Genomic DNA, 19,203 nt, shown 5'->3' with positions numbered 1-19,203 from the left:
CCCCCCCCACTTGGGCCCAACCCCCGTGGGGGGGGGGGCCAGGCAGCTTCCCTTCGGGTTGCCCGGCTGTGGGGCCGTCTGCGGCGTTGCACGCGCTTGCAAGGCAGTGGCCTTGCTGCGCACGTGCGCCTTGCATACGGCCCCGCAGCCGGGCAACGCGATCCCCAGATTAGTGTGAACAGGCCCTAAGACCCTGGGCGCCTTCGTAGTCGCCTACGCCCTGAGCCCCATCGACCTGATCCCCGATTTCATCCCCGTGCTGGGCTATGTGGATGACGTCCTGCTGCTGCCCGCACTGATCTGGCTCACCGTGCGGCTGCTTCCCCCTGCCGTGCTGGCCGACAGCCGCCAGCAGGCCGAGGCCTGGATGCAGGCCCAGGGCCGCAAGCCCCGAAGCCGTGCCGGAGTCGCCCTGGTGGTGAGCGTCTGGCTATGCGTTTGCGTGGGGGCCTTCCTTGTGTTCCGAGGGCGCTGGGGTCTTTGAGCGCGGCGCCTCGCTGGCTGAGCGGCGGCGGGCGGACAACAGTCAGGATGCGGGCGCTGCGCCAGGGCGCTGTATCATCTCGCCCAGGTGCTGAACACACCTTCACAGGCGGTCCCGCCACACTCCCGAAAGCAGTTGGACGTACTCACAGGAGGCCTTATGGCTGCTTTCCTTGCGGGCGTATCAATGCCCGAACCCTCTCCCAGTCCGTTGCATGGTCCCGTGCTTCGAGCGCATGGGCATTCCTTTGCGTCAGCCGCCAAGCGTGCTCATTGAGGAGTTGCCATGCTGTACTTTCAACTTTCCGAGCCGGAGTACAACAGCCTGCGGCGTGTGCAGGATCAGTTGGGGCTGATTTCCAGTTTGATCATTGGCGCCTATCCGGGGCATGCCTTGGAGCCAGTAACTCCTGGGCAATTGCTTGCGTTTATTCAGGCGCAGGAAGAGGCGCTTGAGGGGGTGATGGGGGGTGTGAGTGAGCGCGGTGTAGTGCGGGGGATGGATTGACTGGGTGCTGTGCTGGGAGGCCATGCATGATATGCGTGGCCTTTCTGGGTGTTTTGGGGCTGCTAGCGGGGTTTGGAGCATGTGCACAGTCAGTCTCTTGAGGACTGCTTTCGGCCAGAAGCAGACACTCAAAGAAAAAAGAAATGGCGGTAGATGGATTGAAGGAAATGATTCTGCGATCCGTTGTCGAACTCGCTTGCACCTCGCTTAAATGGGCCGCTTTACTCCCCCGTACTCCTGTATACTCCTAGTGAATTAACGCGGAGGTGAGATGTTGGAGTCAATGAGTTGTTGGAAGGTGGATTGGACGGCTATGGGGGCGATTGCGACAGCAGGGACTTGTGTGATTGCTTTAGGCTTGGCCCAGCGCGACGCAGTGCAACAGAAGAAGAAAGAAAGAAAACTACGAATCGCTGTTGCTGCACTAGTGCAGGCGGAGCTTCTGGAGTTGCACTTGGCAGAGAGGAAATTTCAAAGTCTGGTGGGCTCTTGGGCGATGATTGATATACGTTCAATGCGTGAGGCGATGATCAACGGGCTGTCTCCTAAGCTAATGCTGCAGACCTTTCAATCAATGCATGACCTATCGGCGGAAGTGTTGGAGGCTATTGGGGAAGTCATAGCTGCAGCACATCAATGCCTTTCCTTAGTTTCAACCTTTCATGACAAAGAAGCAAGAGAGGACGAAAATCTACAACCGGAAATGTTTAAGGCAATTGAGTTCGGGGCAAAAAGGCTTAGAAAAAAGCTGCACGATTTGGAAGAAGTTCTGGGCACAAATGTCCGGATGATTTAAAAATTACCACCCATCCGGTAAATTTCTACAGTCAGTCACGGTGGCAAGGCTTTAAAAGCCTCCACTTAAATTATGATTGATCAATATCATATTGATATATGAGTACTTAAAAATATGTTTTTTAAGCGATTCATCATTAATTACGCGTGGCGGTCAGTCAGAAAGCCTTCCAAGTAGGCTGTTTCTTGGTCGAACTATTTCGTTTGACGACGAGCAAGCAGCGCGCGCCCCCCGCTGCGATGGTGTTTCACATTCGCGGCGTGAGCGTCTGCTTTGGGTCGTGAGCAGCCCTCGGTCACAGGCTGATACCGGCCCGGAGCAGATGGTGGCTGCGAGAGAAAGCGGACGATCAACGTTGGAGTTGACCGGCTAGCACCGGCAGGGCGCCGTGAACCGTGGCCTTAATCTTCACCCTGTTCTCTCTGTTCCAGTCGGCCTCCGCGTGGCGAAGTATCAATTCTTCCTCAAGGTAGTTTCTGAGCGACTCGGGATGGACTTCAATCCAGGCGATCTCCACCGTTCCGCCCTCACACGCGTGCGCTATGACTTGGGCCAACTTCGACCCCGTCTTCTCGTTCTTTTGGAAGAGATGGTTCGTAATCCGTTGCCGCGCCAGCTTCTTGGTCGTCTTGCCGAAGTATCTGAGCGAGTGCTTCGTTTCACCGCATGCCGCAGTGAAGATGGCGTACAGATTAGCTGATCCTGACACCTTCGCCAGCAGCGACTTGTTGGCGAGGGCCAATGCGTCACCGTCCCACGGTGAAGTTGCACTAGGTGCGAAGGACACGCTCACCCGCTGCTCCGGCGCCAGCAGACGCTCTTCGACTTGAGACAGAAATGCCTCCAATGACGAGATTTGTTCGTAGCGCATGGGGAAGATGGACTTTCCTGAGTTCTAACGTGTGGCATGAGAGGCGGCGACCGGCTTTCCGGGCGACGTCCTCTCGATGGAAGGGTTAGGCAGCGCCCTCGCCGTTGTAGTTGGTCGAGCCCTCATCCCGTTGGCGTTGAACACTCTTCCAGGCCCATTTCGGAATCTGTGGGGAATCTCGATTGACTTCATTCAGGCGCTGCCTGTAGGTTTGAGCCGTTTAGACTGCCTTCTCACAGAAAGAAGCATCGGGGAAATCTGTGTTCCAGTTCTTGCAATCTCGCTAAAGTGCGTTCAGGTTCTCTGCGGCCGCTCTGTGCTTTCCCGCGAGCTCATTGAAATTGAGAAATGCTACGAGACCGCTAAGCACAGAAACAAGCAGACTGAGGACGACGGGCAGGCTGCTTGCAAGGGCCTTGAGTTGTCCGCTGGTTTCCAAGAAGGTCTTGGTGTCAGCTGACAGAAACCAAGTCAGAAGAAGAGAAAGAATAAGTGCTGGAAGGCCAATAAAGAACTTTTGCCGCCGCTCGTAGACAGCGGCCGCATCCCAATGAGCAAGCTTGGATGTCTCCGCGTCCTCCAGGTGACGCTGTACTTCCGCTTTTACTGAGGAGAAGTGCGCTTCGTCGTATGCCATAGGAGAATGATAGGGGTGAGCTTGAGGGCCAGCCTGCGATGCCTAACGTAAAGGTGACCGGCCTTTGCCGCAACGTGTCCGAGTCGACCGACCAGTTAGACCTCTTTGGGCCGAACTGCAAATTTGCCGAGTGCATTGTTCACCACCTTCGCGACATACTGCTTCGGCGACAGGCCGCCGAAATACGGGTCCACAGTAGCTTCAATCCGCTCCAGTATTGCAGTAATCCTGGCGTCTGCCTCCGGGGAGATACGCTGCGCACACGATGCGAGGTTCGCGGCGATTAGCACGTGCAGCGCCACCTTTGCATCTAAACGGATTCCCCGCATGAAATCATCCAGCTTAGACAGCCCTTCCGGCGTGCGCAGGTTGAACCACGGGGCCATAAAAAGCTTGTGAACGAAGAAGTTCCTTCTCTCCAGGAGGCGATCAAATGTCTCAGCGAAGTGGTCCGGGAGTTCAACGCGATCGCCTAGATGTCGAATGAGACTTCCCAGGGTTTCCTTGTCTCGGAGAAGCGTCGCTCCTAGCTTGGCATCCGCCTCGCCGGGGGAGACCATCCCAAGAAGCGCCGCAACAATGAACTGCTCGAAACGCTGAAGGATCAGTAGCGTCTCGCCGATCATCAGCACCGTCGATTCACGGGAGGGCGTGGTCATGAGGTCTAACGTTTGACTTCAGCGGCGCCGAAGGCGTCCGCTGGAAGGATAGGTTAAACGTCTGCCGCTTAAAGCAAGGAGGTGAAACATAGATAGGTTCCCCAGACAAAGGATGCAATGGAAACTGCGTCCGTAAGCAAATCAATCCACGCGTAACCCGCGACCTTCTGCGAAAACTCGAAGACCCGACTCTCTGCGTACTTTTTGTCGACGGCGCCGTAGTAGCAAGACCACATTACGTACTTGTTGATTGCCGCCAACACCGCTTGAAGGGCCACACCAAGGAGAAAGGCAATGGCAACTGCCCTCAAGTTGCCTGCCTGCCCCAGCTTCTCCCATAGCTTTTCTTGGCTCAAAAGCAAGACTGGGGCACCAACACCGTAAGCGGTTAACCAAGTCCGAAGAACATTTGAGTGATCTTTGTAGACCTCGAAGTGCTCTGCTCCAAGCTCACCTTCAACAGCTGCACAAGATCCAAGATATTGTTGTTGATCAGTCATATGTGTGTTACTGGCGTCTAACGCCTAATTAAGCCGCGAAGCGGAGTTGGATTGAATGAATTGTTAGACTATTTGAGAAATTCAATGAACTCACTCTCACGAGTCTCATCGCATAGCGCTTCCAAGAATTTCTTTTCTGAGAAGCCTTGGGATGCTTTTTCCAAAACAATATTACCAAGAGCACGCAGTCGCCGCATTTTTGCTGGAGACTGAATTCTCCTCTTGAGCAAATCGCTAGTTTTTATTCCATCGACAAACGCATGAGCCGCAGCATCATCGAAGCTCTTAAACATGTCGGGAATGTGCAAAGCAGCCCCGTCTGCATAAAAATCCGTCCGATTCCAACGACCGCTAGAACCAATACGCCCAACGTAGGTCTTTGTCAAACCAGATGCGTAGGATGCAAGCAAGTCTTCAGGAATAAGGCTAGCATATGAGACAAGAGCTCTGACTGCGGTGTTTTCTCTCGGAAAATCATCAAGTGCGTTGGTCAACTCCGTGACCATTGGTTCGGTTTTGTAACGACGAGCCACAGTGGATAAGTAGGAAAGGCCCTCTACAACTTCTACAAAAGCAAATGCCGCGTTCGTAATATCGACATTCCCCTTTTGTATTTCCTGGTCAACGCGGCGCACGACTTGCACCTTGACAGTTTTCGGTAAAACCCTCCATAGAATGGGGGACACGAACTCGATGTTTGATCGGAGAACACTAGTCGACTGGGGGTGTATGTACGACGAATAGAGCCGATTAGCCAGCTCATTTTTGTATACATCAGGAAGATCGCCCAAGGCGCTCTCTATTGCGATTCGATTTCTGTCGAATGACTGCTCATTAAGTGTGGCAACGTAGTCGTTGACATCGATGATCTGAGCTGGATATTCAGCATTAAGCACGTACTTAATGCAATCATCCATCATTGACAGTACCTTAATGATTGACGGAGGGCTGCTCTTGGGATGTCCTGAAAAAATATGCCTAGTTTCTTTGGCGTGTTTTAGCACTTTAGATGCTTCCCAACTGATGACGCCAATCTTGCATGCACCATCAATCAACTGATCGTCATTGACGAAATTCTGAAAATCCTCATACGTCTTTACTTCGCGTCCGATCTCCACGGACTGATTAAATAGCTTCAAGCTGCGGAACATGATTTTATTTCTTAGATCGTCGACGACCGCATTCCAGAAGGAGCCAATCGCACTTCGGTAGCCCGCTACTTGTAGAACGCTAACCGCTTCGATGATGTAAGGATCATCTCTTAGTTCATCTCGAACAGACAAAAGAGAGCGCTTGATTAGCGGCACTATTTCTTGCTGGTCCGCAGGAAGTATTATCGGAAATTCAGTGTCACTCATGGATGGTCCTGAATAGTTCTAACTTAATGTAGACTGCACCAAGCCGCAGGCCATATCTGGCGCTTGCGGTCTAAATTGGCACGAAACAAACGCGGGAAGGGTTTGTCGCCTAGCTTGATGGAGCGTATGCGGTATGAGAATACAGTGCTAAATTCAGTCATAAAACCTGCCTCCCCTCCTGTGTTGCGCGCCACACGGTTGCTGGATCAGGTCCGTGAGCGAATTCGTTACAAACACTATAGCCTGCGCACCGAGCAGGCCTACGTGCAATGGGTGTGCATGTTTGTGAAATGGCACGGTTTGCGGCATCCGCGAGACATTGGGCAGCAGGAAGTCGAAGGTTATTTCGCCATGTTGGCGAACGAGCGGCGGGTGGCCGCTGCGACACACAACCAGGCGTTAAGCGCATTGCTGTTTCTTTACCGCGAAGTGCTGGACATGGAGCTGCCATGGTTCGATGGCGTGCAGCGCCTGCGCCTGCGCACGCTCAAGCGCATTGCACAGGTATGTGGCAACGCCATCACTTCCATGAGGAGCGATTACAGCGCGCACTGAAGAAGGCCGTGGCACAGGTGGGCATTTGCAAGCTCGTTTCAGTGCACACCTTGCGCCACAGCTTCGCCACGCACTTGTTGCAGTCGGCACCGATATTCGCACGGTGCAGGAGTTGCTGGGACACCCGGATGTAAGCACGACGATGATCTACACCCATGTCCTAAAAGTCGCAGCCGGGGGCACCACCAGTCCGTTGGACTCCTTGGCGTTGAACATGCAGCATGGCTGAATGACGGCTTTGGAGCGCGGCTCAGGGTCGAAAGCAGACCATCTACAAAATCAGTTCCCATCCCCAACCCCAGCCATCTCCCGAGTCCCCCGACATCCCGCACCAAACGCCGAACACCCCCAAAACGCCTTCCCAGCCGCAGGCCCTCGCTTGGCAACTCGCTGAACCATGGCTTTCCCACATTGAGGGCAGCCGGGTATTGAGGCGGCAGCCGGTCGCACGGTGTCAAAAGCAGGCTCCGTCTTGCCGGGCTCGGCCACAGGCACGGGGCTCGCCAAAGGTGCAGAGGTCCGGGCCTTGGTTGTTGAAGCCGCTCCTGTCTGGGCCTTTGCCTCCTTGAGCAATTTCATGAGCGCGGCGCCGTCCATGAGGTGGATATTCCTTCCCGCAGCAAACGCCACAGCTTCCTGAGTGAACCGGCCAGAGGTCACCACAAAGCCGGCAGCGGCACCATCAGCAGCCATGACTCCATAAAGCTCGCGCACCGTGGAAACGCCTACCTTGAAGGCTTTCCACTGCTTGCATTGCACCAGTGTCTTTTCGCCATCCTTCGATAGAAGCAAGTCCACGCCACCATCAGGCCCGCCGCCACCGGTTTCCTTGACGCTGTAGCCGCGCCGCCGAAATCCCTCACCCACCAGCGTTTCGAACTCCCGCCATGACATGTTCTGCAGCGCATCCGCACTGGAGCTGGCCGAGGTGGTTTCGAACAACTGGCTGCGGCGGCGCTTGCGCACGGCGGAAATGGCCGCGCCGGCCAGGCAGATGAGGGGCAGGATGTACTGGCCACCGGTAGCCAGGCCCTGCCATATGGCTGTTGTGGCCAATTGGCCGATTTGCTGCGGGCTTTGTGCTGCAGGCAGGGGACGGATGGCAATGGAGTGCAGCACCATGTAGCTGGTGAGTGCCAATGCAATGCCGGCCCACCAGGGCAGCATGGCGATCAGATCCATGAGGTCTTCTGCCGTGCTGGTCTTTCGTTTTCTTGCCACTCCCGCTCCTCCATCGTTCAAATTGCCGAACATTTTGCAACATTTATGGGTAAGGCGAATTCCTGTGCCAATGGGTGCGGTGAAATCAAGAGAAATTGACACTGATGGTGTCTTCTGGTTGGTGATGAATGTTCGCAATGCGCTATTGATTGCATAGCAGGTGGTGCATGCCTGGTCTGCGAAATTCCTTGTCTTGTCATTTTGGGCAATGGACTGATCGTGCTCATTGCCATGGGTCACGCAGGGGACAGGCTCCTTGGAGTGTGAGAGAGCAGTCCCGCTGCTGTCCTTATCCCCAGTGCTGTATGAATTTGTGTCGCTTGTTTGGGGGACATACAGGGCCATGGCGGCTACCTAGCATCCGGTCGACTGGAGCGCAAAAGGAGGGCGGGCGATGACTGCGGTGCGGTCATTTCTTCAACGCCGCCGCTTGTTTTCACACCGATTCGAGGCCGAATCCGGCCTTTCACCATCAGGAGCTTTCACCATGTCCGACCCTGCAAATTCAACGAATGCATTCACCCCGTCTGCCGATATCTACAAGGGAATTTCCGTTCTCAGTTCAGAAGACTGGATCGGGCTGACGACGTTCTTCGAGTCTGCAGTCACCGACAACCCGACCACCACGGAGCTGATGCGCGCCATGCTGGGCATGCAGAAGCAGGATGATTTCAGGCCGGAGTTTTCCGAAGCGGTGGAGCTGTTCGTCACGCTCAAGGGTGTCGGCCAGAAGTTCAAGGCCGATGTGCAGGACAAGATGCTGACCCTTGCCGACGATATCGTTCAGTACAACGATGTGGCGGCAACCACCTATGAGCGGTTGATCGAGCTGGTGGACCGTTTCGATCTGGAGGGGGCGCCCACCCCATCGGCGGAGCCGGCGGTGGAAGCGAAATGGAAGGCCCTGGTCAAGGTTTGGGAAAGCGATACGCCCAGCGGGCGTTCGGAGCAGATCAAGCGCAATTTCAGCAGCGCGCTGGAGCAGTTGATTGAAGACGCCAATGCGCGCTCGGTGCGTGCCTTCGCGCTGCAGAACTCCATTCTGGACAACGGCAACGGAATACTGATGCGCCTGAATGCCTGCAAGACCGCATTCAATGGACAAAAGCAGAAGTTCACGACCACGCTGGGCGCCGAGGGTGCTGCCAACCAGAAGCTGAAGGCCGCCGTGGAGAAGCTGGAGAACGACTTGAAGGCCCTGCGCCGCAAGGAAAAGGATGAAGTCATCGTGCTGTCCACGTCTCCGGCCTATCTGGCCATTCCGCTTTTCGGGCCGCTGATTCTGGCGGGGGTGGATATCGGTGTGGGTGCGGACCTTGCGGTCACGCGAAGGAAGATTGCCGAGAAGGTGGATGAGGTGAGAACCATCCAGGCCACGATGGCTACGAACGAGCGCTTCATCGGCTACTACAACCGAAGCAATGATCGCTTTGACAGCATCAGCAAGAGCATCGAAGACCTGGGCCCCAAGCTCAAGACGCTGGGCGAGGCATGGCGCGCGATTTCTGCCGATCTGGGCAACATACACAAGGTCTTGAGCACCACCGGCCGCAAGTCCCTGCAAGGGGAAAACTGGTTCAGCCTGACGGTGGTGCTGGGCACGGCAAAGAAGGGCTGGGCGCGTGTCGCCGGACAGGCAGACCATTTCCGTCGTTTTGGCGGCACGCCGAAGAAGGCGCAGAGCGTGGACCAACTGGTGGAGCTTGCCAGCAAGAAGGCAGCCTGAGCGATCTGCTCCGGCCTTTGTCCAACCGCTGCACAGGTGCAGTGCCTTACCTGGAATCACCCGCCATGACTTCAGCAATGACTCCCGCGCTCACTGCCGCGATGACTCCCATTGAATTGCGAACCCTGATTGATCGCTACCGTGCCGAGGGCCTGGTGCCGCCAGGGCCGCTGGTCTGCAGCGGTGGCCGCGCGCCGGACGGCAGCTTCAATCCCTTCGGCACCGTGGCCGATCTGGTGGTGGACCTGAAGGTGTCGCTGGACGAGGCCGACGCGGCTGGCCTGCAGGCGCTGGACATCCATGCCGATACCGTGGTGGTGCCCGAGGGGTTCGACAGGCGGCTTGACGGTGCGGTGCGGCGGCTGACGGTGGTTGCCCGCCGCATTGTTTCCGAAGGCACGACGGTTCTGCGCATGCTGCATGACGCGGACAACGAGCTCAGCAGGGTGCGCATTTTCGTGGAAGCCGTGGAGGGCCGGTTCACGCTGTACGGCGGCCCCACGCGCGACACCCCTTATGCGCTGGAGGGGGTCTGGGACACGGTGGCGCGGCCGCAGTTCAGCAATTTCCTGTGGCAGGACAACCGGGCTGTGGTGAAGCACACCCCCGTGCCGCCCGGCCTGCTGGAGCATGGCGAGCCGATGCACAGGGTGCTGGCCGCGCTGTTTGCCCTGAGCGCCGGCATGGCGGGCAGGCCCGGCCACAGCGCGGCCGAGCTGGCGTTGTGCCATGAGGCGCTGGCCTGGATCACGCGCTGGTCAGGGGTCGAGTCCGGGTTTGGCGAGTTGATCCAGGCGGCGGGTTCGCTGCAGCGTCTGCTGCCGGTCATGGGCGTTGACGGGCTGGCCAGGCCGATTCCTGATCTGAGCGCAGGAAGCTATCTGTCGCTGGCCAAGGCCCGGCAGGAGGTGATGGCAGCCATGGAGGCCCACCTGCGCAGCCTGCGCGCCAGCGGCGAGCTGGCAGGTGCCGTGGGCAGCGTCGCGCAGGCGTTTGCCGACCGGGATACCTTGGACCTCAAGACGCTGGAGGCACGTTGCACCGAGCTGGAGCAGCGGTTGATTCAGCAGATCGAGGCCCTTGACCGCGCCGCACGCACGGTGCGCCAGGAGGAGCTTGAAGCGGAACTTGCCGCCATGCGGCTCAAGCTTGAAAGCGACGTTGCCCAGATCGTGCGCACCGTGAAGATGAGCCTGGAAATCGCCTTTGGCGTCATTGCGGTCGCAGGCAGCGTGGCCGCCCTGTGCGTGGGCGTGCCGCCCGACCCGAAGGCGTTGACCGAGACCGGTCAGAAAGGCGTGCTCGGCCTGAAGGATTTGTACGGGCAGGCCAAGACGCTTGGCGGCAGCATAGACGGCCCGCTCAAGGCGCTGAAGGCCCTGGGCCAGTCGTTTGCCATTCCGCTGCAATGGGCCAGGCACAACTCCAGCACGCTCAAGAATCTGGTGGATCCCGCCAAGGGCGCATTGAATGCGGTGCTGCCGGTGATCCGCGGGCCGCTGGGCGGGCTGGATGTCGAGGGGATTTCACGGGAGCTGGGCGACACCATGCGTGCACTTGCGCTCATGCCGGATGCCAATGAAGCCAAGGCCGCCTGGACGGTGCTGGAGAACGATGCCGTCAACCGGCTGGATCTGGTGCTTGCCACGGAAGGCACCGAGGCGGCCGTGCGCAACGCCGCCAACACCCTCAAGACACAGGTGCAGAAGGTGGCCGTCTATGGCCGCCTGCTGGCAGAGCAAAGCGCATCCAAGAATGCCATTGCCCGTGAGCTTGCCACGCTCAAGCTGGAATACGTTGCGGTGATCGGCAAGCGCAAGCGCCTGCAGGCGCTGGAGCAGCAGGCGCTGACAGAGCTGGAGCGCAGCGCGCGGTTGCAGGGGGAAATCACCCTCAGGGCAGAAAGTGCGCGCCGCGGCTTCTTCGTGGACTGCTTCGGGGTCCGCGCCGCACAGGCCTACGAGACCGGCAAGCAGCCCGGCCACCGTCTGTCGATGCCAGGTACGGCCGCTGCCATGGCAGATGCACACGCCACCCTGCTGGCAGACCACGCCAGCGCGCAGGCGGCCAATGCGAGGACCAAAGGGGATTTGCGGCGGGAATTGCGGGTCACTGACGCCGCGCTGCTGCAGCAGCTGGCGCATGGGCAGCCCATCAGCCTGTCCATTGCCACCAGCCATCCGGCACTGGCCAGCTACCGCCGCATCCGCCTTTCGTCGGTGCAGGCCTGGCTGGAGTTTGCCGATGCCTCGGCCCAGCGCATCAATATCGACTTGGTGACCGGCAGCGACTTTCACGACAGCACGGGCAACGGGGACGAGAGGCTTTTCTGCTCGCCCCTGAAGATCAACTTCACCTACGCCGGCGACCAGATCGAGTTCTCGCAGCATCTGGGAGATGTCTGCCCGACGCCGTTCACGACGTGGCTGATCGAAGTGCTGGAGCCCCGACGGATGCCGGCAGCGCCTCGGGCCCTGCGCCTGTTGATGGCCGGCACTGCTGCCAGATGACCCGGCTTCTGTGGCTGCCCGCCGCTGCCACGGCGCTGTGCTGCGGTGGCGCCATGGCAGCGAGCTGCCGCGCCGAAGCCGAGCCCGCGCGTGAGCCAGTCGCACGGCAGGTATGGACCGATATCGCCGAGTTCTCGTTCCTGACCGGGCTGGATCTGGACGATGCCAGCGGCCGCATGACGCTGGTAAGGAGCCTGGAGAGCATGCAGTCGTTCCCTTCGCTGAAGGCGGCATCGGCCGCTTGGGGCACGCTGCGTGCCCGTATCGACGGGCTGGCCGATACGGTGCAAAAGCTGGGGCAGGCCGTCGGGCGTTTGCAGCAGCTGTGTGACCAGCTGGATGCCGTTTCGCTGACCCCCGACGCACCGCTGGACGAGGCCCGATGGAATGCGGGTGTCGCAGCCGTCGAGATGGAGATGGATGCGGCCATTGCGGCGGCTGCACCCGTCGTGGCGCAACTGGAAAGTCATGCCTCGCTGCTTCGCGTGGCCGCCGCGCATCATGCCCGGCAGCCGCCACCGGCAAACGCGGTGGTCCGCCTTGGGCCCGCGCCGCAGGCGATGGCAACGGAATTCAGCACCCTGGCATTGCGCTGGCGGGCCGTGGCCTCCGACCTTGCAAATGCTCGCCGCATCTTGCCGGTGAGGCCGGTGCGCGGCTCGTCTGCGCCCTTGATCGCCATGACGGCCGCCATGCGGGAACTGGCACGGATCTCCGCCGAGGCGCATGCACTCTCGGCCCAGCGGCTCAGCGATGCGGATTTTCGGCGCTACGAGACGGGCGACTACCTGTACGACCAATGCCCCATGCTCAAGGACCGCCAATGGGTCGGGCTGCAGAACCTGTATTGGAGCGAAAGGCGCAACGCGGTAGCGCTGCTGCAGGGCACGGGCCTTGTGTCGCCTCCCGGGCTGTTCAACTTCGAGCCATGGCAGATTTCCGTCCCGGCCATGATTGGGGGCGCCGACAGATGGAGGTTCCTGCGCACCGGCAAGGGCTACTGGCTTGTCCAGAATGCGGCGTTCGGACCGGGCACCATGGCGCTCGATGTCACCAGCGTGGCCGGGAAACCGCATCTTGAGCTGAAGATGACGGCGTCAGCTGGAGACTCGCCACGCTTCAGCGGCCAGCAATGGCGCTGTGCGCCCAGCGACCTGCCGGGCCAGTTCCATCTCTACAACCGCTTCCTGTCGGATGCCGTCGTGCTGGATACGGCCAATGACAATGGGATTGCCGTCATGCTGCCGGCCACCAGCCGCTCCTCTGGCCAGTATTGGCGTGTGATCGAGCGGTAAGAGGTACTTGGGGGCAGGACCCCCTTGATCTCAACCGCACTTGAGGTTGCATGCTCCAGGCTTCTCGTTGCCATGGCACTGCGCCATGGCCGGCGCAGACCCTGCAACCAAGAAGCATCCATGCCCCATCAAGATTCCCTCACGCTGGACGATCAGGTCCGGCCGACGACCACCGAGAGCTGGTCCATCCTGTCCTCCCCCTACCGCCTGACGACGATCGGCATCGTCTCGCTGGTGGCCTTGATTGCCTTTGAGGCCCTGGCCGTGGCCACCGCCATGCCGGCCGTGGCCCGCGCGCTCGATGGGGTGCCGCTGTATGCGGTTGCCTTTGGCGTGACCCTGGCCACCAGCGTGGTGGGCATGACGGTGGCGGGCGGCTGGTGCGACGCGCGCGGGCCGGCGGCGCCGCTGTGGTCTGGCATGGCGTGTTTTGTGGCGGGGTTGCTGCTGGCGGGCTTTGCGCCTTCCATGTCGGTGTTTCTGGCGGGGCGGCTGGTTCAGGGGCTGGGGGCCGGTGGCATGTCGGTGGCGCTGTATGTGCTGGTGGGCCGGCGGTATCCCGAGGCACTGCGGCGGCGCATTTTTGCGGCGTTTGCCACGGCCTGGGTGGTGCCCGCGCTGGTGGGGCCGGCGTTGAGCGGCCTGGTGGTGGAGCACCTGGGCTGGCGCTGGGTGTTCCTGGGCGTGCCCCTGCTGGCCTTGCCGGCCGGGGCGATGCTGCGCCCGGCGCTCCAGGGCCTGGGCGGCCATGGCCAGGGCATGCAGGGCGGCGTGCGGCGCGGGCTGTGGGCCCTGGGCGCGGCCACGGGCATCTGCCTTCTGTATGTGGGCGGGCAGAGCCAATCGGCAGGCGCCTTGGGGGCGGTGGCGGTGGCCGCGGCCTTGTCGCTGGTCTGCACCTGGAAGCTCTTGCCGGCCGGCACGCTGCGCGCCGGGCGCGGGCTGCCCAGCGTGATCGCCTTGCGCGGGCTGGTGTTTGCAGCATTCTTCGGGGCCGAGGCGTTTCTGCCGCTGGTGCTGGCGCGCGAGCACGGGCTGTCAGCGCCCATGGCGGGGCTGGTGCTGAGCGCGGGTGCGCTGGGCTGGTGTTCCGCTTCCTGGTACCAGGGACACAGCCGCAACGGCTGGAGCCGTCACCGCTTCCTGCGCGTGGGCACCAGCGAGGTGCTGGCGGGCGTGCTGCTGACGGCATCCGTGGCCTGGCCGGCCGTGCCCGTGTGGGTGGCGGTGGCGGGCTGGATCGTGTCGGGGCTGGGCATGGGCCTGCTGTCGGCAAGCCTGTCGGTGCTTACGCTGTCCATGTCCGCACCCGGCGAGCAGGGCGCCAACAGCTCGGCCCTGCAGCTGTGCGAGGCCATTGCCGTGGCGGCCACCCTGGCCATTGGCGGATCGCTGTTCGCGGCCTTGCTGGAGACTTCGGCCCAGGCGGCCTATCTGGCGAATTTTGGGGTTGCGGCCGGGGCGGCGGTGCTGGCGGCGGTGATCGTGGGGCGAACGGATACGCGGCAGGTGTTTGTGGGGTGAGGAGGCCGGCTTTGCCATCACAAAGATCGTTGGATGAGTGTTTAAGCCTGGCTCTGTAGGACGTGCGCGCAGGGGCTGGCGCGCCCCGGGACCACGCCTTGCCCTGTGGCGCCTGTGCTGTGATGGCGGCTTGTCCAACCAACGCACAGGAGAAACACATGTCCGAGAAAACCGCTTCCGTCCATTGGGAAGGTGCAGGCAAGACCGGCCAGGGCCGCATCAGCACGGAGACCGGCGCGCTCAAGGACCATCCCTACGGGTTCGGCAGCCGCTTCGGGGATGACCGCAAGGGAACGAATCCCGAGGAGATCGTGGGCGCCGCACATGCGGCGTGTTTCACGATGGCCTTTGCCTTTGCCTGCGAGAAGGCGGGCATCGCCACCGAGATGCTGGACACCACGGCCAAGGTCCGGCTTGCCAAGGATGGCGAGGGCTTCAAGATCGACCGCATTGCCCTCACGCTTCAGGCCAAGGTGCCCGGTATCGACGATGCGCAGTTCCAGAAAATCGCACAGGAGGCCAAGTCCCAGTGCCCGCTGTCCAAGGCGCTGGCAGGCGTGCCCGAGGTGACCCTGGTGGCCACGCTGCTGCATTGAACGCGCAGGCCCTTTGGGCCTTTGCCGCGCGGTGACGCGGCCTCAATCCTCCAGTACCAGCCTTCCCCGCATGGGCAGCGCATGCGAGGGATACGAGCAAAAGTAGGTATAGCTCTCGCCCTTTTGCAGGCGCGCCACGGGGAAGGTGACCGAGGCATGCTCGCCGCCCGACAGCATTTGCGTGGCGGCGATGACGCGTGCGTCGGCGTGGTCCAGCCAGGCCCGGTCTGGGCCGGCGCGCAGGCCGTCGGCGATCACGGCGTCGATGTCGGCGCTGCGGGCCAGCACCCAGTTGTGGCCGGCTTCCTGCCATGGCTTCCTGCCGGTGTGGACCAGGTGCACGGTGAAGTTCTCGCAGCGCGCGCTGACGCGGATTTCGGCCAGGCTGAAGCGTTTGCCGGGCTGGCCTTCAATGGTGGTTTCGCAGGCGGGATGGGCCACTCTGGATGCGGGCGTGGGTTGGGCATGCTGGGCCTGGGCGTTCATGCAGAAGGCGGCCAGCAAGGCAGCGGCGGCGGTGATGCGGGTATGCATTCGGAAGCTCCAAAAAAAGCGGATGGATCTGGAATCGGGCCGGGCTCAGTCCGCAGCCCTCAGCCCGTCCACGATGACCTGGGGCAGGCCCTGGGAGCAGGGCTCCACCCGGGCCTGCACGCCGTAGACGCGGGCCAGCAGGGCGGGGGTGATGGCCTGGGCGGGCGGGCCGTCGGCCAGCAGCTGGCCTTGCTTGAGCACGATGACGCGGTCGGCGTGGCGCAGGGCGGCGCCCAGGTCGTGCAGCACGACCAGGGTGGTCATGCCGTGGCGGCGCGTTTGCTCGCGCACCAGCTGCATGACGTGGAACTGGTGGTTGAGGTCCAGGGCGGACAGGGGTTCGTCCAGCAGCAGCACGCGCGGCTCGCGGATCAGGGCCTGGGCCAGGCCTGCAAGCTGGGACTGGCCGCCAGACAGCTCATCCAGATGGCGCATGGCCAGGTGGGCGATGTCCAGGTGCTCAAGCAGGGCGGCGGCCTGGGTGACCGCATCCGGGGAGCCGGCCTGCTGCGGGCGCGTGGCGTGTGGCGAGGCCTTGCGCGCGGCCAGCAGTGATTCGATGACGCGCAGGTGCACGGCGGCCGGCAGGGCCTGGGGCAGGTAGACGATGCGGCGCGCGCGCTCGGCCAGGCTGGCGTGCTGCAGTTCCTGGCCTTCCAGCGTGATGCTGCCCTGGGCGCGCACCAGGCCGGCCAGGGCACGCAGCAGGGTGGATTTGCCGCTGCCGTTGGGCCCCAGCACCACGGTGAGCGTGCCGGCGCGCAGCGGGGCGATGTCCAGCGATTCGATGACGCGTCGGCGCCCGTAGGCGACGCTGAGACCCTCGATCTGCAGACCATCTTGCGTGAGAGGTGGCAGATAGGTGGGTGCGAAGTGCGGGGTATTCAGGGAGGGGTTCAGGGTGGTGCTCATGTCCGCCCCCGCGTGCGCAGCACGATGGCCAGGAAGAAGGGAATGCCCACCAGCGAGGTGACGATGCCCACCGGGATGATGACGCCGGGGATCAGCGTCTTGGACGCCACCGAGGCCAGCGACAGCACCAGCGCGCCGACCAGGGCGGCTGCAGGCAGGTAGAAGCGGTGGTCATCTCCCACCATGCGGCGCGCGATGTGCGGTGCCACCAGGCCGATGAAGCCGATGCTGCCCACAAAGGCCACGGACAGCGCGGCCAGCAGGCTGATGCGCAGCAGGGCGCCCAGGCGCAGTCGGCGCACGTCCACGCCAAAGCTGGCGGCACGGTCCTCGCCCAGGCGCAAGGCGGTGAGGCGCCAGGCGTTGAGCAGCGAGAACGGCAGCACCAGGGCCAGCGCGGCGGCCAGCCCGGCCACCTTGGGCCAGGTGGCGCGCGAGAGGCTGCCCATGGTCCAGAAGACCAGGCCCTGCAGCGCCTCGGCCGTGGCCACGAACTGCAGCAGCGAGACCAGGGCGTTGAAGCTGAACACCAGGGCAATGCCGAACAGCACCACGCCCGATGCGCTCATGCCGCCCCAGCGCGCCACCAGGTCCAGCAGCAGGGCCGAGGCCATGGCGAACAGGAAGGCGTTGGCAGGCACGGCCCAGGCCGTGGGCACGCCGGGCAGGCTCCAGTCCAGCACGATGGCCAGGGCCGCGCCGAAAGCGGCGGCCGAGGACAGGCCCAGCGTGAACGGGCTGGCCAGCGGGTTGGCCAGCACGGTCTGCATCTCGGCGCCGGCCAGGCCCAGGGACAGGCCCACGGCCACGGCCATCAAGGCGTAGGGCAGGCGAATGTCCCAGACGATGACGCGCAGCGCAGGCGGGGCCTGGTCGGCATGGCCCAGGGTGGCGATCAACTGGTCCAGCGCCAGCCCGGAGGGGCCGGTGGTGAAGTCCAGCAGCAGCGCGCCCACGATGGCCGCAGCCAGCAGGGCCAGCACCAGCACGCGCAGGGCGGTCAGGCGCCGGTAGCCCCTGGCCAGCGGCGTGGCGCTGGCGGCCGGGCTGGCGAGGTCCACGGGCAGGTCGGTGGCCATGTTCATCGCGCGGCTCCGCTGGCCGCTATGGCCGCTGCCTTGGCAGGTGCATCGCCCCAGAAGGCGCCGTGCATGGGCAGGGCGGGCAGGAAGCGGCGGTTGATCTCGTCCAGTGTGGCCTGGGGATCGATGTCGCCAAAGCGCTCTGGGTAGAACCACTTGGCCGTGGCCTCGATGGCCAGGATGTTGGTGGGTGCGTCGTAGAAGTTGTGCCACAGGCCGTGGGCGCGGCCCTGGCGAACGGCGCCCAGCACCTCGAAACCGGGGCGCGCGGTCAGCGCCTGCAGGCTGGCCGAGAGGTCGGCCGGAGCCACGCCGCTGCCGGCCTTGAGCATGAGGCGGTTGCTCTGCGGGCGGCTGCCGGTGGCGATGTAGACCTCGGGGTCGGCGGCGATCAGGGCTTCCTGGTGCATGTCGCCGATGGCGCCGGGCACCTTGCCGGCCGCGACGTTGATGCCGCCGGCCGCCTCGATGAACTCGCCCATGTTGCCCTTGCCGACGGTGTGGCAGCAGCCGTCCCAGACGCCGGCCAGCAGCTCGGCGAAGACGCGCGGGCGCTGGCTGGTGGGAATGCCCTCCACCCGCTGGCGCACCTGCTGCAGGTGCTGCTCGTAGAAGCGCGCATAGGCCTCGGCCTGTTCCTCGCGGTGCACGGCCTTGCCCAGGATGCGCATGCTGGCCAGGGTGTTGCGCACGGGCTGGGCGCGAAAGTCGATGAAGACCACGGGCACGCCGGCCTTCTTGAGATCGTTGACCAGGCCGCTCTGGCGCCCCGGCCCATGTCCGCCCAGGCCGAAGATGGCGATGTCGGGCCGGGTGGAGACCGATTGCTCGGCACTGACGCTGTCTTCCGAGGTGCGGCCGATGACCGGGATGCGGTCTATGGCCGGGAAGCGGCGCCGGTAGTCGGCATAGCCGTTGGGGTCGGCGAAGGGCAGCTCGCCTTGCCACCCGGCGATGCGGGCCAGGGGCTGATCACCTTCGATCAGGGCCAGGGCATAGAGGAAGCGGCCCTCGCCCAGCAGGATGCGGTCCACGTTGGCGGGGATTTCGACCGTGCGGCCGACGATGTCGACCACGGTGGCGGCCGGTGCATTGGCAGCGGTGCCGGCAGGCGAGGCCGCAAGCGCGGAGGCGGACAGCAGGGCGGCGGCGCAGGCTGCGGCCAGCGCCAGCAGGGCGCGGCGTGTGGGGAGACGTTGGATGGATGTCATGGTATGGCCCCGGCTCAGAAGGACAGGTCCAGGCCCGCCGTGTAGGTGCGGCCCGCGCCCGGCACGCCGTAGAGCTGAAAGCCGTCCAGCGAGGCGCCGATGCGGCTCCAGTAGAAGCGGTTGGTGAGGTTGTTGATGTTGAAGCGGGCCGTGGGGGGGGGGGGGGGGGGGGGGCGGGGGGGCGGGGGGGGGCGGGGGGCGGGGGGGCGGGGGCCCGAGGGGCGG

General features: G+C 62.4%; 20 protein-coding genes and 1 pseudogene. 10 read left to right on the top strand and 11 right to left on the bottom strand.

The genetic code is table 11. The features are described 5' to 3' along the window. Nucleotides 1–187: 187 nt before the first annotated feature. The 3 genes and pseudogenes from IAE24_RS29045 to IAE24_RS29035 form a co-directional block, all read left to right on the top strand. Nucleotides 188–484, top strand: a pseudogene (locus tag IAE24_RS29045) (YkvA family protein); the annotation flags it as partial. Nucleotides 485–769: 285 nt separating this feature from the next. After that, nucleotides 770–991, top strand: coding sequence for a hypothetical protein (locus tag IAE24_RS29040; RefSeq protein WP_043782013.1), 222 nt, complete (start codon nucleotides 770–772; stop codon nucleotides 989–991). Between the two features lie 298 nt (nucleotides 992–1,289). Continuing rightward, nucleotides 1,290–1,787 (top strand): hypothetical protein, encoded by a 498-nt coding sequence (locus IAE24_RS29035; protein ID WP_199960845.1) that lies wholly within the window; start codon nucleotides 1,290–1,292, stop codon nucleotides 1,785–1,787. Nucleotides 1,788–2,136: 349 nt separating this feature from the next. Here the strand turns inward: IAE24_RS29035 and IAE24_RS29030 are convergent, their stop codons facing one another. The 5 genes from IAE24_RS29030 to IAE24_RS29010 form a co-directional block, all read right to left on the bottom strand. Then, on the bottom strand, nucleotides 2,137–2,658 hold the full coding sequence (locus IAE24_RS29030; protein WP_199960843.1) for a hypothetical protein: 522 nt from the start codon (nucleotides 2,656–2,658) through the stop codon (nucleotides 2,137–2,139). 283 nt (nucleotides 2,659–2,941) lie between these two features. Beyond that, complete coding sequence (locus IAE24_RS29025; protein WP_199960841.1) at nucleotides 2,942–3,295, bottom strand: hypothetical protein; 354 nt, start codon at nucleotides 3,293–3,295, stop codon at nucleotides 2,942–2,944. A gap of 95 nt (nucleotides 3,296–3,390) precedes the next feature. Further along, nucleotides 3,391–3,954 carry a hypothetical protein gene (locus tag IAE24_RS29020; protein ID WP_199960839.1) on the bottom strand — a complete coding sequence of 188 codons (564 nt, stop codon included), beginning with the start codon at nucleotides 3,952–3,954 and terminating at the stop codon, nucleotides 3,391–3,393. Between the two features lie 68 nt (nucleotides 3,955–4,022). Then, nucleotides 4,023–4,454 carry a hypothetical protein gene (locus IAE24_RS29015; protein WP_199960838.1) on the bottom strand — a complete coding sequence of 144 codons (432 nt, stop codon included), beginning with the start codon at nucleotides 4,452–4,454 and terminating at the stop codon, nucleotides 4,023–4,025. A 68-nt stretch (nucleotides 4,455–4,522) separates the two neighbouring features. Next, a complete protein-coding gene (locus IAE24_RS29010; RefSeq protein ID WP_199960836.1) occupies nucleotides 4,523–5,812 on the bottom strand; it encodes a hypothetical protein in 1,290 nt (429 codons plus the stop codon). A gap of 183 nt (nucleotides 5,813–5,995) precedes the next feature. On the opposite strand from IAE24_RS29010, the gene IAE24_RS30795 reads away from it, so the two are divergent. Together IAE24_RS30795 and IAE24_RS30790 are read left to right on the top strand one after the other, a co-directional pair. Continuing rightward, nucleotides 5,996–6,367, top strand: coding sequence for a phage integrase N-terminal SAM-like domain-containing protein (locus tag IAE24_RS30795; RefSeq protein ID WP_442778816.1), 372 nt, complete (start codon nucleotides 5,996–5,998; stop codon nucleotides 6,365–6,367). Nucleotides 6,368–6,470: 103 nt separating this feature from the next. Beyond that, nucleotides 6,471–6,596: an integrase gene (locus tag IAE24_RS30790; RefSeq protein WP_442778739.1), complete on the top strand. Its 126-nt coding sequence runs from the start codon at nucleotides 6,471–6,473 to the stop codon at nucleotides 6,594–6,596. Nucleotides 6,597–6,646: 50 nt separating this feature from the next. Here the strand turns inward: IAE24_RS30790 and IAE24_RS28995 are convergent, their stop codons facing one another. After that, the gene (locus IAE24_RS28995) at nucleotides 6,647–7,588 is read right to left on the bottom strand and encodes a restriction endonuclease (RefSeq protein WP_199960915.1); all 942 of its coding nucleotides are present in this window, start codon (nucleotides 7,586–7,588) and stop codon (nucleotides 6,647–6,649) included. Between the two features lie 394 nt (nucleotides 7,589–7,982). On the opposite strand from IAE24_RS28995, the gene IAE24_RS28990 reads away from it, so the two are divergent. From IAE24_RS28990 to IAE24_RS28970, 5 genes are all read left to right on the top strand, one after another. Then, nucleotides 7,983–9,314, top strand: coding sequence for an alpha-xenorhabdolysin family binary toxin subunit A (locus tag IAE24_RS28990; protein ID WP_233626220.1), 1,332 nt, complete (start codon nucleotides 7,983–7,985; stop codon nucleotides 9,312–9,314). 101 nt (nucleotides 9,315–9,415) lie between these two features. Beyond that, a complete protein-coding gene (locus IAE24_RS28985) occupies nucleotides 9,416–11,824 on the top strand; it encodes a hypothetical protein (RefSeq protein WP_233626219.1) in 2,409 nt (802 codons plus the stop codon). 53 nt (nucleotides 11,825–11,877) lie between these two features. Continuing rightward, nucleotides 11,878–13,119: an RICIN domain-containing protein gene (locus IAE24_RS28980; RefSeq protein ID WP_233626218.1), complete on the top strand. Its 1,242-nt coding sequence runs from the start codon at nucleotides 11,878–11,880 to the stop codon at nucleotides 13,117–13,119. Between the two features lie 120 nt (nucleotides 13,120–13,239). Further along, nucleotides 13,240–14,643 carry an MFS transporter gene (locus IAE24_RS28975; RefSeq protein WP_199960831.1) on the top strand — a complete coding sequence of 468 codons (1,404 nt, stop codon included), beginning with the start codon at nucleotides 13,240–13,242 and terminating at the stop codon, nucleotides 14,641–14,643. A 158-nt stretch (nucleotides 14,644–14,801) separates the two neighbouring features. Next, nucleotides 14,802–15,239, top strand: coding sequence for an OsmC family protein (locus IAE24_RS28970; RefSeq protein ID WP_016447025.1), 438 nt, complete (start codon nucleotides 14,802–14,804; stop codon nucleotides 15,237–15,239). A gap of 42 nt (nucleotides 15,240–15,281) precedes the next feature. Here IAE24_RS28970 and azu read toward each other — a convergent pair whose 3' ends face one another. The 5 genes from azu to IAE24_RS30500 form a co-directional block, all read right to left on the bottom strand. Beyond that, nucleotides 15,282–15,773, bottom strand: a complete 492-nt coding sequence (gene azu, locus IAE24_RS28965; protein WP_199960830.1) for an azurin — start codon at nucleotides 15,771–15,773, stop codon at nucleotides 15,282–15,284. A gap of 45 nt (nucleotides 15,774–15,818) precedes the next feature. Further along, nucleotides 15,819–16,685: an ABC transporter ATP-binding protein gene (locus tag IAE24_RS28960; protein ID WP_233626217.1), complete on the bottom strand. Its 867-nt coding sequence runs from the start codon at nucleotides 16,683–16,685 to the stop codon at nucleotides 15,819–15,821. Further along, nucleotides 16,682–17,770, bottom strand: a complete 1,089-nt coding sequence (locus IAE24_RS28955) for a FecCD family ABC transporter permease (RefSeq protein WP_099733551.1) — start codon at nucleotides 17,768–17,770, stop codon at nucleotides 16,682–16,684. The genes IAE24_RS28960 and IAE24_RS28955 overlap by 4 nt, the downstream gene beginning before the upstream one ends. Next, nucleotides 17,767–18,978: an ABC transporter substrate-binding protein gene (locus tag IAE24_RS28950; protein ID WP_199960828.1), complete on the bottom strand. Its 1,212-nt coding sequence runs from the start codon at nucleotides 18,976–18,978 to the stop codon at nucleotides 17,767–17,769. The genes IAE24_RS28955 and IAE24_RS28950 overlap by 4 nt, the downstream gene beginning before the upstream one ends. Before the next feature lie 14 nt (nucleotides 18,979–18,992). Further along, on the bottom strand, nucleotides 18,993–19,203 hold a 211-nt coding region (locus IAE24_RS30500), incomplete at its 5' end, for a TonB-dependent receptor (protein ID WP_233630803.1).

The sequence above is a fragment of the Delftia sp. S65 genome (assembly GCF_016516495.1).
GTDB classification, from domain to species: domain Bacteria; phylum Pseudomonadota; class Gammaproteobacteria; order Burkholderiales; family Burkholderiaceae_C; genus Comamonas; species Comamonas acidovorans.
The sequence above is the reverse complement of the archived record's forward strand: the minus strand, read 5'-3'. Positions and strand labels throughout refer to the sequence as shown.

Coding starts and splice junctions, on each gene's coding strand:
- IAE24_RS29040 (WP_043782013.1), top strand. CDS start 770: ATGCTGTACTTTCAACTTTCCGAGCCGGAGTACAACAGCCTGCGGCGT.
- IAE24_RS29030 (WP_199960843.1), bottom strand. CDS start 2,658: ATGCGCTACGAACAAATCTCGTCATTGGAGGCATTTCTGTCTCAAGTC.
- IAE24_RS29025 (WP_199960841.1), bottom strand. CDS start 3,295: ATGGCATACGACGAAGCGCACTTCTCCTCAGTAAAAGCGGAAGTACAG.
- IAE24_RS29020 (WP_199960839.1), bottom strand. CDS start 3,954: ATGACCACGCCCTCCCGTGAATCGACGGTGCTGATGATCGGCGAGACG.
- IAE24_RS29015 (WP_199960838.1), bottom strand. CDS start 4,454: ATGACTGATCAACAACAATATCTTGGATCTTGTGCAGCTGTTGAAGGT.
- IAE24_RS29010 (WP_199960836.1), bottom strand. CDS start 5,812: ATGAGTGACACTGAATTTCCGATAATACTTCCTGCGGACCAGCAAGAA.
- IAE24_RS28990 (WP_233626220.1), top strand. CDS start 7,983: ATGACTGCGGTGCGGTCATTTCTTCAACGCCGCCGCTTGTTTTCACAC.
- IAE24_RS28985 (WP_233626219.1), top strand. CDS start 9,416: ATGACTCCCATTGAATTGCGAACCCTGATTGATCGCTACCGTGCCGAG.
- IAE24_RS28980 (WP_233626218.1), top strand. CDS start 11,878: ATGGCAGCGAGCTGCCGCGCCGAAGCCGAGCCCGCGCGTGAGCCAGTC.
- IAE24_RS28975 (WP_199960831.1), top strand. CDS start 13,240: ATGCCCCATCAAGATTCCCTCACGCTGGACGATCAGGTCCGGCCGACG.
- IAE24_RS28970 (WP_016447025.1), top strand. CDS start 14,802: ATGTCCGAGAAAACCGCTTCCGTCCATTGGGAAGGTGCAGGCAAGACC.
- azu (WP_199960830.1), bottom strand. CDS start 15,773: ATGCATACCCGCATCACCGCCGCCGCTGCCTTGCTGGCCGCCTTCTGC.
- IAE24_RS28960 (WP_233626217.1), bottom strand. CDS start 16,685: ATGAGCACCACCCTGAACCCCTCCCTGAATACCCCGCACTTCGCACCC.
- IAE24_RS28955 (WP_099733551.1), bottom strand. CDS start 17,770: ATGAACATGGCCACCGACCTGCCCGTGGACCTCGCCAGCCCGGCCGCC.
- IAE24_RS28950 (WP_199960828.1), bottom strand. CDS start 18,978: ATGACATCCATCCAACGTCTCCCCACACGCCGCGCCCTGCTGGCGCTG.